The organism is Pseudomonas sp. xss_2 (assembly GCF_043104195.1).
In the GTDB taxonomy this organism is placed as follows: Bacteria; Pseudomonadota; Gammaproteobacteria; order Pseudomonadales; family Pseudomonadaceae; genus Aquipseudomonas; species Aquipseudomonas urmiensis.
In genome coordinates, this window is the sequence record NZ_JBICKL010000064.1 from 1 (window position 1) to 15,227 (window position 15,227).

General features: G+C 63.3%; 15 protein-coding genes. 5 read left to right on the forward strand and 10 right to left on the reverse strand.

Annotated elements, in window-relative coordinates; all coding sequences use genetic code 11:
• Positions 1–53: 53 nt before the first annotated feature.
• Genes lnt through ACF8K2_RS15920 form a run of 4 tightly spaced genes read right to left on the reverse strand, consistent with a single transcriptional unit; the run spans position 54 to position 3,904 of the window.
• Complete coding sequence (lnt, locus tag ACF8K2_RS15905) at positions 54–1,571, reverse strand: apolipoprotein N-acyltransferase (RefSeq protein ID WP_392465889.1); 1,518 nt, start codon at positions 1,569–1,571, stop codon at positions 54–56.
• 8 nt (positions 1,572–1,579) lie between these two features.
• Positions 1,580–2,419, reverse strand: coding sequence for an HlyC/CorC family transporter (locus ACF8K2_RS15910; protein WP_186556679.1), 840 nt, complete (start codon positions 2,417–2,419; stop codon positions 1,580–1,582).
• 5 nt (positions 2,420–2,424) lie between these two features.
• Complete coding sequence (gene ybeY, locus ACF8K2_RS15915) at positions 2,425–2,913, reverse strand: rRNA maturation RNase YbeY (RefSeq protein ID WP_186556680.1); 489 nt, start codon at positions 2,911–2,913, stop codon at positions 2,425–2,427.
• Positions 2,906–3,904 (reverse strand): PhoH family protein, encoded by a 999-nt coding sequence (locus tag ACF8K2_RS15920; RefSeq protein ID WP_186556681.1) that lies wholly within the window; start codon positions 3,902–3,904, stop codon positions 2,906–2,908. The genes ybeY and ACF8K2_RS15920 overlap by 8 nt, the downstream gene beginning before the upstream one ends.
• Positions 3,905–4,113: 209 nt before the next feature.
• Here ACF8K2_RS15920 and ACF8K2_RS15925 point away from each other — a divergent pair, with 209 nt between their 5' ends.
• The gene (locus ACF8K2_RS15925) at positions 4,114–4,440 is read left to right on the forward strand and encodes a DUF1820 family protein (RefSeq protein WP_186556682.1); all 327 of its coding nucleotides are present in this window, start codon (positions 4,114–4,116) and stop codon (positions 4,438–4,440) included.
• A 3-nt stretch (positions 4,441–4,443) separates the two neighbouring features.
• On the opposite strand, the gene ACF8K2_RS15930 is transcribed toward ACF8K2_RS15925, so the two are convergent.
• The 4 genes from ACF8K2_RS15930 to ACF8K2_RS15945 form a co-directional block, all read right to left on the reverse strand.
• Positions 4,444–5,001: a tetratricopeptide repeat protein gene (locus ACF8K2_RS15930; RefSeq protein ID WP_264236647.1), complete on the reverse strand. Its 558-nt coding sequence runs from the start codon at positions 4,999–5,001 to the stop codon at positions 4,444–4,446.
• 243 nt (positions 5,002–5,244) lie between these two features.
• A complete protein-coding gene (gene hemL / locus ACF8K2_RS15935) occupies positions 5,245–6,528 on the reverse strand; it encodes a glutamate-1-semialdehyde 2,1-aminomutase (RefSeq protein WP_392465895.1) in 1,284 nt (427 codons plus the stop codon).
• 16 nt (positions 6,529–6,544) lie between these two features.
• Positions 6,545–7,168: a thiamine phosphate synthase gene (gene thiE / locus ACF8K2_RS15940; RefSeq protein ID WP_392465897.1), complete on the reverse strand. Its 624-nt coding sequence runs from the start codon at positions 7,166–7,168 to the stop codon at positions 6,545–6,547.
• A 21-nt stretch (positions 7,169–7,189) separates the two neighbouring features.
• Positions 7,190–7,987 carry a hydroxymethylpyrimidine/phosphomethylpyrimidine kinase gene (locus ACF8K2_RS15945; protein WP_264236650.1) on the reverse strand — a complete coding sequence of 266 codons (798 nt, stop codon included), beginning with the start codon at positions 7,985–7,987 and terminating at the stop codon, positions 7,190–7,192.
• Between the two features lie 266 nt (positions 7,988–8,253).
• Here ACF8K2_RS15945 and ACF8K2_RS15950 point away from each other — a divergent pair, with 266 nt between their 5' ends.
• The 4 genes from ACF8K2_RS15950 to ACF8K2_RS15965 all read left to right on the forward strand — a co-directional run bounded on the left by ACF8K2_RS15950 (position 8,254) and on the right by ACF8K2_RS15965 (position 14,286).
• Positions 8,254–10,233 carry a 7TM diverse intracellular signaling domain-containing protein gene (locus tag ACF8K2_RS15950; RefSeq protein WP_392465902.1) on the forward strand — a complete coding sequence of 660 codons (1,980 nt, stop codon included), beginning with the start codon at positions 8,254–8,256 and terminating at the stop codon, positions 10,231–10,233.
• 129 nt (positions 10,234–10,362) lie between these two features.
• Positions 10,363–12,015, forward strand: a complete 1,653-nt coding sequence (locus ACF8K2_RS15955; RefSeq protein ID WP_392465904.1) for an acyl-CoA dehydrogenase family protein — start codon at positions 10,363–10,365, stop codon at positions 12,013–12,015.
• Between the two features lie 144 nt (positions 12,016–12,159).
• A complete protein-coding gene (gene amn / locus ACF8K2_RS15960; protein ID WP_392465906.1) occupies positions 12,160–13,647 on the forward strand; it encodes an AMP nucleosidase in 1,488 nt (495 codons plus the stop codon).
• A gap of 6 nt (positions 13,648–13,653) precedes the next feature.
• Positions 13,654–14,286: an rRNA large subunit pseudouridine synthase E gene (locus ACF8K2_RS15965; RefSeq protein ID WP_225915625.1), complete on the forward strand. Its 633-nt coding sequence runs from the start codon at positions 13,654–13,656 to the stop codon at positions 14,284–14,286.
• A 64-nt stretch (positions 14,287–14,350) separates the two neighbouring features.
• On the opposite strand, the gene ACF8K2_RS15970 is transcribed toward ACF8K2_RS15965, so the two are convergent.
• Both ACF8K2_RS15970 and ACF8K2_RS15975 read right to left on the reverse strand, forming a co-directional pair.
• On the reverse strand, positions 14,351–14,554 hold the full coding sequence (locus ACF8K2_RS15970; protein ID WP_186556690.1) for a DUF2788 domain-containing protein: 204 nt from the start codon (positions 14,552–14,554) through the stop codon (positions 14,351–14,353).
• A 55-nt stretch (positions 14,555–14,609) separates the two neighbouring features.
• Positions 14,610–15,086, reverse strand: coding sequence for an Lrp/AsnC family transcriptional regulator (locus ACF8K2_RS15975; protein ID WP_186556691.1), 477 nt, complete (start codon positions 15,084–15,086; stop codon positions 14,610–14,612).
• Positions 15,087–15,227 lie beyond the last annotated feature (141 nt).

The window sequence follows — 15,227 nt, forward strand, 5'->3', positions numbered from 1 at the left end:
GATTGGCGTGGGAGCGGGCTTGCCCCGCGATAGGGCCGGTTTTGGCGCTGCCGTCAAACGGTCTTGGCAATGCGCCCGGCCAGTAGCGCCCACCCCATCAGCACTGCGCAGAGAATCGCCAACGGCCAAGAGCGCCATTGCAGATAAGGCGTGAGCTGCTGCATCGGCACCACTTCGCCATACAGGATCGCCTGCTGGAATTGCGGGATCTGCGCGGTGATCTTGCCAAACGGGTCGATCAGCGCGGTGACGCCGTTGTTGGTCGCGCGGATCATCCAGCGGCCAGCCTCCAGCGCGCGCATCTGCGCCATCTGCAAGTGCTGCAATGGGCCGATCGAGGTGCCGAACCAGGTGTCGTTGCTGATGGTCAGCAGCAGGTCGCTGCGGGCGGCCAGGCTGGCGGCGAACTCGGGATAGACCACTTCGTAGCAGATATACGGGGCGATCTGGTAGCCCTTGGCTTGCAACAGCGCCTGGTCTTCAGGGCCGCGGGCGAAGTCCGACATCGGCAGGTTGAAGAACTCGATCGCCCCACGCAGCATGTCTTGCAGCGGCACGTACTCGCCAAACGGCACCAGTTTCTGCTTCAGATAAGTGCCGTCGCCTTCACCGGCCACAGTGATGCCGTTGTAGTAGCGGCGCTGCTTGTGGACGATTTCCCGCACCGGCACCCCGGTGATCAGCGCCGAATGCCGCTCGGCGGCGAACCCGCCCATCATGTCGATGTAGCCCTGGGCCTGGTCCTTGAGCACCGGTACTGCGGTTTCCGGCCAGATCAACAAGTCAACCGGCTTGGAGGTGAAGCTCATGTCGCGGTACAGCGCCAGCTGGGCATTGATGTGGGCGGGGTCCCATTTCAGGTCTTGCTCGACATTGCCTTGCACTGCCGCGACCGTCAGCGGCTCGCCCGCCGGGCGGGTCCAAGCGTGGTTCTTCAGGGCAATGCCGAGAATCCATGGGCCGACCAGCAACAGCACGCCAATGGCCAGGAACGACCGCCGCGCGCGCAGGCGGTGCAGGTTGCACAGCAGCGCTGCCGTCAAGGCCAGGGCAAACGAGATCAACCATACGCCGCCCAGCGGGGCCAGGCCGGCCAATGGCCCGTCCAGCTGGCTGTAGCCGGAGTACAGCCAGGGGAAACCGGTCAGGAACCAGCCACGGAAGGCCTCCTGCAGCAGCCACAGGGCCGCGAAGCACAAGGCATCGGCCAGCGGCGCCTCGTTACGGCGCAGCCAGCGCGCCCAGAACCAGGCGGGCAGAGCGAAGAACCAGGCAATGGCTGCAAAAAACGCCACCAACAGCACGATCGCCAGCAGCGGCGAGGCGCCGCCGTAGGTGTTCATGCTGACGTAGATCCAGCTGGTGCCGGCGCCATACAGGCCGAAGCCGTAGCACCAGCCACGGGCCATGGCCTGGCGTGGGCTCAGCTCGCGCAGGCCGGCGTAGAACAGGCCCAAGGCGAGCAAGGCCAGTGGCCAGAAGTCAAACGGCGACAGGGCCAGCAGGGTAGACGCGCCGGCCGCCATGGCCAGCAGGTTACCGGGCCAGCCGGGGCGGGTGATCCAGCGCATGGTTTTCCTTAACGGGTAATCGGGGTCAGGCGCAGCAAGTGAACACGCCGGCTGTCGGCGTTGAGAATGCGGAAGCGGTAGGCGCCGATCTCAGTGGTTTCATTGCGTTTGGGCAGGTGGCCGAAGGCACTCATGACCAAGCCGCCCACGGTGTCGAACTCATCGTCAGAGAACTCGCTGTCGAAGAACTCGTTGAAGTTCTCGATCGGCGTCAGCGCCTTGACCAGGAAATCGCCGCTGGGCAGTGGCTTGATGTAGCTGTCTTCCTCGACATCGTGTTCGTCCTCGATGTCGCCGACGATCTGCTCAAGCACGTCTTCGATGGTCACCAGGCCTGCCACACCGCCGTATTCGTCGATGACCACGGCCATGTGGTTGTGGTTGGCGCGAAACTCGCGCAGCAGCACGTTCAGGCGCTTGGATTCCGGCACGAAAGTGGCCGGACGCAGCAGGTCCTTGATGTTGAAGCTGTCGCCATTCTCCTTGAGGATCAGCGGCAGCAGGTCCTTGGCCAGCAGGATCCCGAGCACATCATCGTGGCTTTCGCCAATCACCGGGTAGCGCGAGTGGGCGGCGTCGATCACCGACGGCAGGAACTCACGAGGCGACTGGCTGGCCTTGATGCTGATCATCTGCGAGCGCGGCACCATGATGTCGCGCACCTGCAGGTCAGCGACCTGGATGGCACCTTCGACGATGGTCAGCGCTTCGCTGTCGAGCAGCTTGTTCTGATGGGCTTCGCGCAGCAGCTCGAGGAGCTCCTGGCGGTTTTTCGGCTCATGGGCAAAAGCCTGGGTCAGTTTACCCAGCCAGGACTTTTGCCCGTTGCTCGATCGGTCTTCGCTCATGGCGGTTACTCGTGTTCCTTGCAGATATCGTGGTGAGGGAGTTCGTCGTCGGCGTAGGGGTCCGGGTGACCCAGTTCGGCCAGCAATGTTCGTTCCAGTGCTTCCATTTCCTCGGCTTCATCATCTTCGATGTGATCGTAGCCGAGCAGGTGCAGGCAGCCGTGAATGACCAGGTGCGCCCAATGCGCTTCAAGCGCCTTGCCCTGTTCGGCCGCTTCGCGCTCGACCACTGGCACGCAGATCACCAGGTCGCCCAGCAGCGGAATGTCGAGCAGCTCGTCCGGCACGTCGGCAGGGAAGGAAAGCACATTGGTCGCGTAGTCTTTGTGACGATAGGTGTGATTGAGCTCACGACCTTCGGCTTCATCGACCAGACGGATGGTCATTTCCGAGTCGGCGCTGCGCTGGCGCAGGGCCAGTTCGCACCAGCGGCGGAAGGCGGCGTCATCAGGGGCGGCGGCATCCGTGGCCCGTTGCAGGTCGAGTTCAAGCATCGCGGGCAGGTGCCTCGGCCTGGGCCTGGCGGCCTTCGAAACGGTCATAGGCCTCGACGATGCGTTGCACCAGCGGGTGGCGCACGACGTCTTTAGGCTGGAAATGGGTAAAGCTGATGCCCGGCACGTCCTTGAGCACCTCGATCACGTGCGCCAGCCCCGACTTGGTGCCGCGCGGCAGGTCGACCTGGGTGATGTCGCCGGTGATCACCGCGGTCGAGCCGAAGCCGATGCGGGTGAGGAACATCTTCATCTGCTCGAGCGTGGTGTTCTGGCTTTCGTCGAGGATGATGAAGCTGTTGTTCAGGGTGCGTCCGCGCATGTAGGCCAGCGGGGCGATCTCGATCACCTGGCGCTCGATCAGCTTGGCGACGTGTTCGAAGCCGAGCATCTCATAGAGAGCGTCGTACAGCGGGCGCAGGTAGGGGTCGATCTTCTGCGCCAGGTCGCCAGGCAGGAAGCCGAGCTTTTCGCCCGCCTCGACCGCCGGGCGCACCAACAGGATGCGCCGCACTTGTTCGCGCTCCAGCGCGTCGACGGCGCAGGCAACGGCAAGGTAGGTCTTGCCGGTACCGGCCGGGCCGATGCCGAAGTTGATGTCGTTGGCCAGGATCTCTTTGACGTAGCGCTGCTGGTTGAGGCCGCGCGGACGGATGTTGCCCTTGCGCGTGCGCAGCGAGACGCTGACTTCATTGACCGCCGGGTTGTCGATGTGCTCGACCGCCGACTCCTGCAGATAAAGGTGGACCGTTTCCGGCGACAGCTCGGTGGCCTTGGTCTCGCGATAGAGACGGCGCAGCAGCTGCTCGGCGGCGGAGGTGGCCTTGGGCTCGCCAAGCAGTTCGAACTGGTTGCCGCGGTTGCGGATCTCGATGGCCAGGCGTTGCTCGATCAGGCGCAGGTGCTCGTCGAACTGGCCGCACAAGTTGGCGAAACGGTGGGCCTCGAAAGGTTCGAGGATGAAGCGATGAGGTTGTATGGGTGCGTTCAAGGTCGTTTTTGGCCGCTCGACGGCAATAGAGGTGAACCCAAGAATAACCCTTGATTGACAGTGGCGAAAGCACTGAAACGATCAAGGGTCGTTGCTAGCCAGGGTGCCTGAGTGCAGCTTGGCGGCGCAAGGGTGCTGGGGCACTGCGCGGCTGCCGTGGTCTGCTATGATGCGGCCCATTTTCAACCGTATGTGTCCCCACGCCGATCATGAGCAAACCTGAGCCTGCCATCTATAAAGTCATCTTCCTCAACCAGGGGCAGGTGTTCGAAATGTACGCCAAGCAGATCTTTCAGAGCGATCTGTGGGGCTTTCTGGAAATCGAGGAGTTCGTCTTCGGTGAGCGCACCCAGGTGGTGGTAGACCCCAGCGAAGAGAAGCTCAAGGCGCAGTTCGAGGGGGTGATCCGCAGCTTCGTGCCGATGCATTCGATCGTGCGTATCGATGAGGTCGAGCGGCTGGGTACGGCGAAGATCAGCGAAGCGAAGAACACTGGCAATGTCATGCCGTTCCCGATGCCGATGCCGGAGAAGTAACGCTTAAGGCAGGGGAGAGAAGGGGCTGCGCCCTTCGGCGTTCTGCAATTCGAGCAGGTATTTGCGGAAGATCTGCCCCAGCACCTGGGTGGCATGCTCGAGTTCGTCGCGGGGCATCTGCTCGGTGACTTCGTCGGCCATGTCCAGCGCGTCTTCAGCGCCGTTGACCGCAGCCATCTTCAGCAGGATATAGGCCTGTACGTTGTTGGCCTTGACCCCTTCACCATGGAAGAACATCGAGCCGAGGCGGTACTGGGCTTGTGCGTGGCCTTGCAGCGAGGCTTTCTGGAACCAGTTGAGCGCTTTGTTCAGATCACGCGGGGCCTGATCGCCGCTGCCGGTGTAGTAGAACTCACCCAGCTCGTACTGCGCCTGGGCATCCCCAGTCTCGGCGGTTTGCTCACAGGCCTTGACGGCGGTTTGCAGGTCTTCGGGTTGAGCGCTCAGGGTGCAACGCCCCGTCGCTGGAATCAGCAACGAGTTACCGCCCTCCGCCAGGGCCAGCAGGGGCTGAAGAAGCAACAGGCAGCCCAGGGTAAGGGCGCGGCCGGCGCGGTTCATGGGGATCGACTTACCTCTGCAAAGCTGCGTCCGATGTCTCTGGTGGCACATTATGGGATAAGCAGCGCCAACCTTACAAAGTTTTACTCGAATTTCTGCACAGGTGGGGATTTGCTGGCGTGTGGTCTGGCGGTGTGATGCAGATCACAATAGCCCTCATCGCAAGGCAAGTCCGCTGCCACGAGGCAATGTGACGCGTCGTGGGAACGGGCTTGCCCCGCGATGAGGCCGGCAGACGGCCGATTACTTCAGCTTGGCAAACGCCCGCTCAGCCGCATCGAGGGTGATCTTCAGCTCGGTCTCGCCATGCACGATCGAGGTGAAGCCTGCCTCGTAGGCGCTCGGCGCCAGGTACACGCCGCCTTCGAGCATCAGGTGGAAGAAGCGCTTGAAGCGTTCCACATCGCTGGCCATCACATCGTCGAAGGTGACGATGTCATCGGCGCCGGTGAAGTACAGGCCAAACATCGCACCCGCTTGAGTGGTGACGAACGGCACGCCAGCGGCATCGGCGCGCTGTTGCAGGCCGTCCAGCAGCTTGCTGGTGAAGGCGCTCAGCTCATCATGGAAGCCTGGGCGGCTGATCAGTTTCAAGGTCGTCAGGCCGGCGGCCATGGCCAGCGGATTGCCCGACAGGGTGCCGGCCTGGTAGACCGGGCCCAGCGGTGCGATGCATTCCATGATCGCGCGCTTGCCGCCAAAGCAACCCACTGGCATGCCGCCGCCAACGATCTTGCCGAACGTCGACAGGTCAGGGGTGATGCCGTAGTGGCCTTGGGCGCCGCCGAGCGAGACGCGGAAACCGGTCATCACTTCGTCGAAGATCAGCACCACGCCATGCTTGTCGCACTGCTCGCGCAGGCCTTCGAGGAAGCCCGGCGCCGGGGGCACGCAGTTCATGTTGCCGGCAACCGGCTCGACGATGATGCAAGCGACGGTCTGACCGACGTCGGCCAGGGTCTTCTCGACCGCGGCAATGTCGTTGAATGGCAGGGTCAGGGTGTGTTTGGCGAAGTCTGCCGGCACCCCGGCCGAGCTTGGCACGCCCTGGGTCAGCAGGCCGGAGCCGGCCTTGACCAGCAGGCTGTCGGAGTGGCCGTGATAGCAGCCTTCGAACTTGATGATGGCGTCGCGACCGGTGTAGCCACGGGCCAGGCGGATGGCGCTCATGGTCGCTTCGGTGCCGGAGCTGACCATGCGCACCATTTCCATCGATGGCACCAGCGAGCAGACCAGGTCGGCCATCTCGGTTTCCATGGCAGTCGGGGCGCCATAGGACAGGCCGTGCTCCAGCTGCTTACGCACCGAGGCCAGCACGTCAGGATGGCTGTGGCCGAGGATCATCGGCCCCCAGGAGCCAACGTAGTCGACGTAGCGCTTGTCATCTTCATCGATGACATAGGCGCCTTCAGCGTGCTTGAAGAACAACGGGGTGCCGCCAACGCTCTTGAACGCACGCACGGGCGAGTTGACGCCACCGGGGATGTGTTTCTGGGCTTGGGCGAACAGGGTTTCGGAACGGGACATGGAAATCTCTCTCGAATCAGGAAGCGAACAGGGCGTTGAAGGCGCGGGCGCGGCGGGTTACTTCCCGGGCGTCGTCGGCACCGAACAGGCCATGGATCACCGCCAGCAGGTCGGCGCCGTGGGCGACCAGCGGGGCGGCGTTGTCGAGGGTGATGCCACCGATCACGGCGATCGGCAGTTTCACCTGGGCGCGGGCCTGCGCCAGCAGCTCGAGGCTGGCGGCCGGCGCGCCGGGCTTGGTCACGGAATTGAAGAAGCGGCCGAAGGCCACATAGCTGGCGCCTTCAGCGGCGGCCTGCGCGGCCAGGTCGAGCTGGGCGTGGCAGGTCGAGCCAATGATCGCATTGCGCCCAAGCAATGCCCGGGCGGGTGTCAGCGGCCCATCGGTTTGCCCCAGGTGCAGGCCAACGCCCAGGCGCGCGGCAAGCTCGGCGTCGTCATTGATGATCAGCTCGGCGGCGTAGCGCTCGCACAGCGCTTTGAGCGCCTCGGCCTCACGCAGGCGCTGGGCCTGGTCGCTGCTCTTGTCGCGGTACTGCAGCAGGCGGACACCGCCTTCGAGCGCCGCTTCGACATGGGACAAAAACCGGCCGGCGAGCAGCTGGCTGTCGGTGATCGCGTACAGACCGCGTAGCTTCATTTCAAGCCTCGTGTGCGTCAATCAGGAACAGAAGTCCAAGGGCAGTCGGCGTGGCACGAACTGGCCGCGACCTAGTTGCTCGGCGTCGCGCAAGGTCCGCCAGGTGTAGTCCAGGGCGCTGCGTACGGCACTCTCGAGCTGCTCGCCAAGGGCCAGGCGACCGGCCAGGGCGCTGGCCAGGGTGCAACCGGAGCCATGGTAGCTGCCAGGCAGGCGCTGGCATTTCCAGGTATGGCTCTGGCCGTCGCGGCTGTACAGGCGGTTGTGGATTTGCTCTTCATCGCCGTGACCGCCGGTAATCAGCAGGTGTCTACAGAACGGCAGGAGTTTTTCCGCGCACTGGTCGGCAGTGCCTTCGGGCAGTTCGGCGAGGATGCGTGCTTCGGGCAGGTTCGGCGTGGCGATGGTCGCCAGCGGCAACAGTCGCTCACGCACGGCATAGCCGACTTCGTCCTTGCCCAGGCGGCCGCCACCACCGGCGCGCAGCACCGGGTCGCAGACCAGCGGCAAGTGCGGGTGCGCAGCGAGCAGCTCGGCGACCGTGTCGACCATCTCGATCGAGCCGAGCATGCCCAGCTTGACCGCAGCGACCGTGGAGTCGGCGAGAACGGCGTTGGCCTGGGCCAATACCCACTCGCGGTCGAGCACGCGGAAGTCGGAAACGTTGACGGTATCCTGGACGGTCAGGGCAGTCACGGCGGGCGCGGCGTGACAGCCTTGAGCGATCAGGGCTTCGATATCTGCCTGCAGGCCGGCGCCGCCACTGGGGTCGTGGCCGGAGAGACAGAGGACAACGGGGCGGGAGCTGTAGGTATTCATGGTCGGCGAGCTTACCACCAAACCTATTTGCGCGAAGCGCCCTGCATGTGGATTTTGTTGATCAAGTGGTCAGGATTGGTTTTTGTTCTGGCTTGAAAGTATTGATTTAGAGCCTTTCTGGTAAATTTACCAGTGGCTGATGGCCACCCCGGGAAGCTATGCTAGAGTGCACGGATAACTCGATAAACAGGCTCTGCCGCATACCGTCGTCTCAAAGGGAAGGGAGGCCGCCGCGACGCGACCGGACAGACCATGCTGGGGCTGTAATGCGCTATTTGCTGATTGTGCTTCTGGGCTACTGGCCCGTGCTCGCCGGAGCAGTCGATTTCGACGACGCTACCCGGCGTCTGCCTTTGGGCAAGGTCATGCAGGTCTTCGAAGACCGCGCAGGCAACGCCAGTATTGCCGAGGTCAGTTCGCCGGCCTGGGCCAATCGTTTCCACCAGCACCAGGATGATGTGCTCAACGCCGGTTATTCGACCTCGGTGTTCTGGCTGCGCATCGACTTGCGCTACAACGCGCCTTCCACGCAAAGCAGCCGCCCATGGTTGCTGGAGCTGGCCTATCCGCCGCTCGATCACCTGGAGCTGTATTTGCCTGATGGCCAGGGCGGTTATCGCCTGGCGCAGCGCACTGGCGATGCCTTGCCCTACGCGACCCGACAGATCCTGCAAAACAACTATCTGTTCGAGCTGCCCATGCAGCCGGGGCAGGCGACCACGGCTTATCTTCGCCTGCACAGCCAAGGCTCGATCCAGGCGCCGCTGACGCTGTGGTCGGTCAATGCCTATATGGAAGACCAGCCAACCCGGCTATATGTGCTGGGCATGATCTACGGCGTGCTGCTGGTGATGTTGGTGTACAACCTGTTCATCTACATCAGCGTGCGCGATGTCAGCTATCTGTATTACATCCTCTATATCGCTTCGTTCGGCATGTACCAGGTGTCGGTCAATGGCGCCGGGGTCGCGTATTTCTGGCCTGACAACCCGTGGTGGGCCAATGCGTCGACGCCGCTGTTCATTGGCGCCGCTGGGTTGTTCGGCTGTCAGTTCGCCCGCCACTTCCTGCGCCTGGGCAGGCTCAGCCGAGGGTTCGATCGTCTGCTGCAGTTGTTGATGCTCGGTGGGGCAGTGGTCATGGTGCTGGCCGTGACCTTGCGCTATGGGGTGGCGCTGCGCATGGCCACGGTGCTGGCGCTGTTGTTCACGGTGAGCATCTTTACTGCTGGGCTGTACGCCTGGTGGAGCGGTTTGCGCGTGGCGCGCTGGTTCATCATTGCCTGGACGGCGTTTCTGCTCGGCGGGCTGGTCAACACGCTGATGGTGCTTGGCTACCTGCCCAACGTATTTATCACCATGTATGCCAGCCAGTTGGGTTCGGCGCTGGAAGTGGCGCTGTTGTCGCTGGCCCTGGCCGACCGCATCAACAGCTTGCGTGAGCAGCAAGCCCAGACCCTGCGCGAAACTGGCCGTACGCTTGAGCAGTTGAACCAGCAATTGGCCAGGAGTAACCGCCTCAAGGACGAATTCCTGGCCACGGTCACCCACGAGTTGCGTACGCCGATGAATGGTGTAATCGGCTCGCTGGAACTGATGCATACCCTGCCGATGAACGCCGAGCATGCCCAGTACCATCGCACCGCCGCAGGTTCGGCGCAGGACATGATGGCCATGGTCGACGACATCCTCATCCTCACTGAGCTGCAAGCGGGGCGCTTGCGTGCGCAGAACGTACCCTTCAGCCTGCGTCGTCAGCTCCAGGACTTGCGTGCCGGATTTGCCGGGCAAGCCTTGGGCAAGGGCTTGTACCTGAGCTTGGATATTCCGGCTGACCTACCTGATGAGTTGCTTGGCGATGCGCAGAAACTGATGCGCTGCCTGGCTTGCCTGGTGGATAACGGCTTGAAGTTCACCCATCAAGGTGGGGTGATGATCCAGGTCCGCGGACGCCGGGTAGGGCCTGATAGCCTGGCGGTGTCGTTCATCGTCAGTGACAGCGGGATCGGCTTCGATGATCTGGACCAGGCGATTCTTTATCAGCGCTTCTTCCAGGTGGATGGCTCGATGACCCGGCGTTATGGCGGGTTGGGGATTGGCCTGTCGATCTGCCGGCAATTGGGCGAGTTGATCGACGGCAGGTTGTCGCATGAGTCGACGCGGGGGTTGGGCAGTCGGTTTGAGTTGAGTCTGAATTTGGCGGTGGCGCAGGTGCAATTGCCTTCTGGGCGGGCGGCACGGCTTTAGGTTGTTGGGGGCGCTGCGTGTCCCAAAGCGGGCAAGCCAGCTCCTACATAGGCATTTTTGTCACTTTGACTGAAGGCCAAGCGGTGCTTCACTGGGACTCTCAGGCCCACCCGGATCCAGGAGCCCCCGATGACCCTGCACCAGTACGCCGAAACCCACGAAGTGACCAACCAGCCGCCTTCTCTGGATGGCGCCAACCTCTACCGCCTCGACCTACCCTTGCAGCAATGGTCGCGGCATTTCGGTGCCGGCTGGGCCGAGTCACGGATCGATGCCTACGGCGCCCTGGCGGGCGGCCCACTGATGGCCGCAGGCTTTTTGGCCAACGCGCACAAACCCGAATTCAGCAGCCACGACCGCTACGGCCATCGTATCGACCTGGTCGAGTTTCACCCCGCCTATCACGAGCTGATGCGCACCGCGGTCGAACATGGCCTGCCGTCGCTGCCCTGGGCCGAGCCTCGTCCTGGCGCTCACGTGGCCCGCGCTTCGATGACCTACCTGCACAGCCAGGCCGAAGCCGGTACCGGTTGCCCGCTGACCATGACCTTCGCCGCCGTGCCGGCGCTGCGCCTGCAGCCGGAGTTGGCCCAGTATTGGCTGCCCAAGGTGCTGGCGCGTGAATACGATCCGCGCAATGTCGGCGACCGGCACAAGGCTGGGGTCACCCTTGGCATGGCCATGACCGAGAAGCAGGGCGGCACCGATGTGCGGGCCAATACCACTCGGGCCTATCCGGTGGGTGCGCCTGGGCCGGGCCAGGCCTACGAACTGGTCGGGCACAAGTGGTTCTGCTCGGCGCCGATGTGCGACGCCTTCCTCACCCTGGCCCAGACCGACAAGGGCCTGAGCTGCTTCCTGCTGCCACGCCACCGGCCGGACGACAACCGCAACCAGTTCTATATCCAGCGCCTGAAGAACAAGCTGGGCAACTGCTCCAATGCCTCCAGCGAAGTCGAGTTTCGCGGCGCCTTGGCCTGGATGATTGGCGAAGAAGGCCGCGGCGTGCCGACCATCATCGAGATGGTCGCGATGACTCGCTTCGACTGCATGGTCGGCTCCAGCGCCCTGATGCGCCAGGCGCTGACCCAAGCGGCGCATCACTGCGCCCACCGCAAGGTGGGCGGGCGGGTGCTGAGCGAGCAGCCATTGATGCAGAACGTGCTCGCCGATCTGGCTCTGGAGAGCGAAGCGGCGTTGGCCCTGAGCCTGCGCATGGGCCAGGCGCTGGATCAGTTGGACGATCCACAGCAAGCGCACTTCGCCCGGCTGGTGACGGCGGTGGGCAAGTACTGGATCTGCAAGCGGGCGCCAGCCATGATCAATGAAGCCGCCGAGTGCATGGGCGGCGCAGGCTATGTCGAAGACAGCATCCTGCCGCGGCTGTACCGCGAGGCGCCGGTCAACTCCACGTGGGAAGGCTCGGGCAACGTGCAATGCCTGGATGTGTTGCGGGCGCTGTCCAAGGAGCCTGGGGTGCTCGATGCACTGTTCGTCGAACTGGGCGATGGCCACGGTGATCCGCGCTTGGCGGCGCATATCGGCAATCTCAAGGGCGCGTTTGCCGATACCGACGATATCCAGTACCGGGCGCGCCAGCTGACCGAGGATATTGCCATTGCGCTGCAGGCCAAATTGCTGCTGGAGGCCGGCAATAGCGTTGTCAGCGATGCGTTTATCGGTAGCCGGTTGGGTGGCGGAGGGCGGGTGTATGGCGCGCTGCCGCGTGGGGTAGATGTCCAGGCGTTGGTGGCGCGGGCTACGCCAGTGTGGTCGGCCTGAGTCGCCTGCATCGCGGGGCAAGCCCGCTCCCACTAAATTCACAGGCAATAGAGGGTGCGTGGTAGCGGGCTTGCCCCGCGATGAGGACGAACAGACTTGCGGGGATGTAATTGCCCGCGAAGGCAGGCAAGATGGAAGCCATGCATGTCAGAAGACAGGAAGCCCAGCGTGAGCCAAGCGTTTGTAGTCGTTGATACCCCCGAACAGGCCGTCGACCGTCTGGCGGCTTTGCATGAACAGGCCACCGGGGCCCTCAGCCAGGCCCTCAAACGTTACCTGAAAGATCGCACCGAACCGGATGCCGAAGAGCGCAGTCTCTACCGCTATCCCGCGCTGCGCCTGACCTACTACAGCCATGGCGAAGTCGCCGCGACCACCCGCGCCTATGCCAAGGTCCAGGTAGCCGGTACCTACAGCGTCACCATCACCCAGCCAGCAGCGTTTCGCGGTTATCTGCTCGAGCAACTGCGCCCGCTGATGCACGACTACACCGTGACGGTGGAAGTCGGTGTCAGCGAGCAGAACATCCCGTACCCGTACGTGGTCGAGCAGGGTGACGAACTGGCCGGCACCGGCATTACCGCCGCCGAACTTGCGCGGGTGTTCCCCAGCACCGACCTGTCGGCCGCCACCGACAACATCGCCGATGGCCTGTGGGACTGGGGCAACGCCGAAACGCTGCCGCTGGCCCTGTTCGATGCCGCCCGCGTGGACTTCTCCCTGCGTCGCCTGGTGCACTACACCGGCAGCGACTGGCGCCACGTGCAGCCGTGGATCCTGCTGACCAACTACCATCGCTATGTCGACCAGTTCATCGGCCATGGCCTTGAGCAACTGCGCGAAGATCCACGCTTCGTGCGCATGGTCCTGCCCGGCAACGTGATCATCGAAAAGGGCATGGATGACGGCGAGACCCAGGCGCTGGTCGCCAGCGTGGTGTGGCACCGCTACCAGATGCCGGCCTACCACTTGATTGCCGCCGATGGCGATGGTGTCACCTTGGTCAACATCGGCGTCGGTCCATCCAACGCCAAGAACATCACCGACCACCTGGCCGTACTGCGTCCGCACTGCTGGCTGATGATCGGTCACTGTGGCGGCCTGCGCCAGTCGCAGACCATCGGCGACTACGTGCTGGCCCACGCCTACATGCGTCGCGACGGCATTCTCGACCGGGTGGTGCCGCCGAACATCCCCATTCCGGCCCTGGCCGAAGTCCAGCTGGCGCTGCAGGAAGCTGCCGCGCAAGTCACTGGCGAGCGTGGCGACGAGCTGAAAAAGCGCCTGCGCACCGGCACCGTGCTGACCTACGACGACCGCAACTGGGAGCTGCGCTGGGCCCAGGAGCGGCCGCTGATCAACCTGTCGCGGGCGGTGGCGGTGGACATGGAAAGTGGCACCATTGCCGCCCAGGGTTATCGCCTGCGCGTGCCGTACGGCACCTTGCTGTGTGTGTCCGATAAGCCGCTGCACAGTGAAATCAAGTTGCCGGGCTCGGCCAACGCCTTCTACAACCGGGCGGTCAGCCAGCACCTGAAGATCGGCATTGCCGCGCTGGATCTGCTGCGCACCGAGCTCAATTCGCTGCACTCGCGTAAACTGCGCAGCTTCGATGAGCCGCCGTTCCGCTGAGGATCCATGTCCCTGCCACCCCGTTCCAAGCCGCGCCGCCCCCAGGCGCGGCCTGCTGCCGGCCCGCGTCGCCAAGCCAAGGCGCCGCCGGCCGAGCCGCGCCTGATCCTGTTCAACAAGCCATTTGATGTACTGACCCAGTTCAGCGACGGCGAAGGGCGCGCGACGCTCAAGGATTTCATCGATATCCCCGGCATCTATCCGGCCGGCCGGCTGGATCGCGACAGCGAAGGGCTATTGCTGCTGACCAATGACGGCCGCTTGCAGGCGCGCATTGCCGACCCCAAGCACAAGCTGGCCAAGACTTACTGGGTGCAAGTGGAGGGCGAGCCGACCGAGCAGCAGCTCAAGCAGCTGCGCGAGGGTGTTGAACTCAATGACGGCATGACCCTGCCGGCCGAGGCTCGGCAGTTGCCTGAGCCGCAGCTGTGGCCGCGTAATCCGCCGGTGCGGTTTCGCAAGAGCGTGCCGACCAGCTGGTTGGAGCTGGTGATTCGTGAGGGGCGTAACCGGCAGGTCAGGCGCATGACGGCGGCGGTTGGCTTGCCGACCTTGCGCCTGGTGCGAGTGCGAATTGGCGATTGGACCTTGGACGGGCTGGATCAGGGCTGTTGGCGTGAGGTTGCGGCGAAGCTGTAGGTCTCGGGTAGTGCTGGCGCCATCGCGGGGCCAGCCTGCTCCTACAGGGGGTGCAGTCTGCCCCTCAAACGCCTTCGATCATCCCCACCACGATGGTCTTGATGATAAACGCCAGCACTCCAAGCCCAAGCACGAAGAACAGGATCAGCGTACCGAAGCGCCCTGCCTTGGACTTCTTCGCCAGGTCCCAGACGATGAAGCCCATGAAGCCGATCAGGAGGGTGACCAGGGTGATCATCATCCACTCTTCGAATTTTGCAGGATCCATCGGTGCTCTCCGGGCAGGCTGAAGCGGCGGATTATACGCCCGGCTTCAAGGCCTGTTAACGCAGGTGGGTCAATGGCAGCTCAGTGCTGGCCAGCACCTGATTGAGCACGAAGCTCGAACGCACGCTGGTGACGCCTTCAATACGGGTCAGGCTGCCTAGTAGTAATTTCTGGTAGTGGTCCATGTCCGGTACCACCACTTTGAGCTGGTAGTCGGCGTCCATCCCGGTAACCAGGCTGCACTCGAGCACCTGCGGCAGGCTGCGCACGGCAGTCTCGAAGGTTTCGAAACGCTCAGGGGTATGTCGGTCCATGCCGATCAGCACGTAGGCGGTCAGGCTCAAGCCAAGCTTCTTGCGGTCCAGCAGCGCCACCTGGCGCGAGATGTAGCCGTCGTCTTCGAGCTGCTTGACCCGACGCGAGCACGGCGAGGGCGACAGGCCGATGCGTTCGGCCAGTTCCTGATTGGAGATGCGCGCATCGCGCTGCAATTCGGCAAGGATGCTCAGGTCGTAGCGGTCGAGTTTGCTCATGAAAGGGGCCTTTTCTGTTCGGATTGCGGTGAATTATCAATCCAGGGTTAAAAATTGCGCAAGTGCTATTTATCTGAGCAATCTTAGCAATCCCCTGCTGGTGCCTTGCCGGTATCTTTATCACCAGAATCACTGCCCGGA

Bases quoted from the DNA above. Each gene is read 5' to 3' on its own strand.
- lnt (WP_392465889.1), bottom strand. From the start codon at position 1,571: ATGCGCTGGATCACCCGCCCCGGCTGGCCCGGTAACCTGCTGGCCATG.
- ACF8K2_RS15910 (WP_186556679.1), bottom strand. From the start codon at position 2,419: ATGAGCGAAGACCGATCGAGCAACGGGCAAAAGTCCTGGCTGGGTAAA.
- ybeY (WP_186556680.1), bottom strand. From the start codon at position 2,913: ATGCTTGAACTCGACCTGCAACGGGCCACGGATGCCGCCGCCCCTGAT.
- ACF8K2_RS15925 (WP_186556682.1), top strand. From the start codon at position 4,114: ATGAGCAAACCTGAGCCTGCCATCTATAAAGTCATCTTCCTCAACCAG.
- ACF8K2_RS15930 (WP_264236647.1), bottom strand. From the start codon at position 5,001: ATGAACCGCGCCGGCCGCGCCCTTACCCTGGGCTGCCTGTTGCTTCTT.
- hemL (WP_392465895.1), bottom strand. From the start codon at position 6,528: ATGTCCCGTTCCGAAACCCTGTTCGCCCAAGCCCAGAAACACATCCCC.
- thiE (WP_392465897.1), bottom strand. From the start codon at position 7,168: ATGAAGCTACGCGGTCTGTACGCGATCACCGACAGCCAGCTGCTCGCC.
- ACF8K2_RS15945 (WP_264236650.1), bottom strand. From the start codon at position 7,987: ATGAATACCTACAGCTCCCGCCCCGTTGTCCTCTGTCTCTCCGGCCAC.
- ACF8K2_RS15950 (WP_392465902.1), top strand. From the start codon at position 8,254: ATGCGCTATTTGCTGATTGTGCTTCTGGGCTACTGGCCCGTGCTCGCC.
- ACF8K2_RS15955 (WP_392465904.1), top strand. From the start codon at position 10,363: ATGACCCTGCACCAGTACGCCGAAACCCACGAAGTGACCAACCAGCCG.
- amn (WP_392465906.1), top strand. From the start codon at position 12,160: ATGTCAGAAGACAGGAAGCCCAGCGTGAGCCAAGCGTTTGTAGTCGTT.
- ACF8K2_RS15965 (WP_225915625.1), top strand. From the start codon at position 13,654: ATGTCCCTGCCACCCCGTTCCAAGCCGCGCCGCCCCCAGGCGCGGCCT.
- ACF8K2_RS15970 (WP_186556690.1), bottom strand. From the start codon at position 14,554: ATGGATCCTGCAAAATTCGAAGAGTGGATGATGATCACCCTGGTCACC.
- ACF8K2_RS15975 (WP_186556691.1), bottom strand. From the start codon at position 15,086: ATGAGCAAACTCGACCGCTACGACCTGAGCATCCTTGCCGAATTGCAG.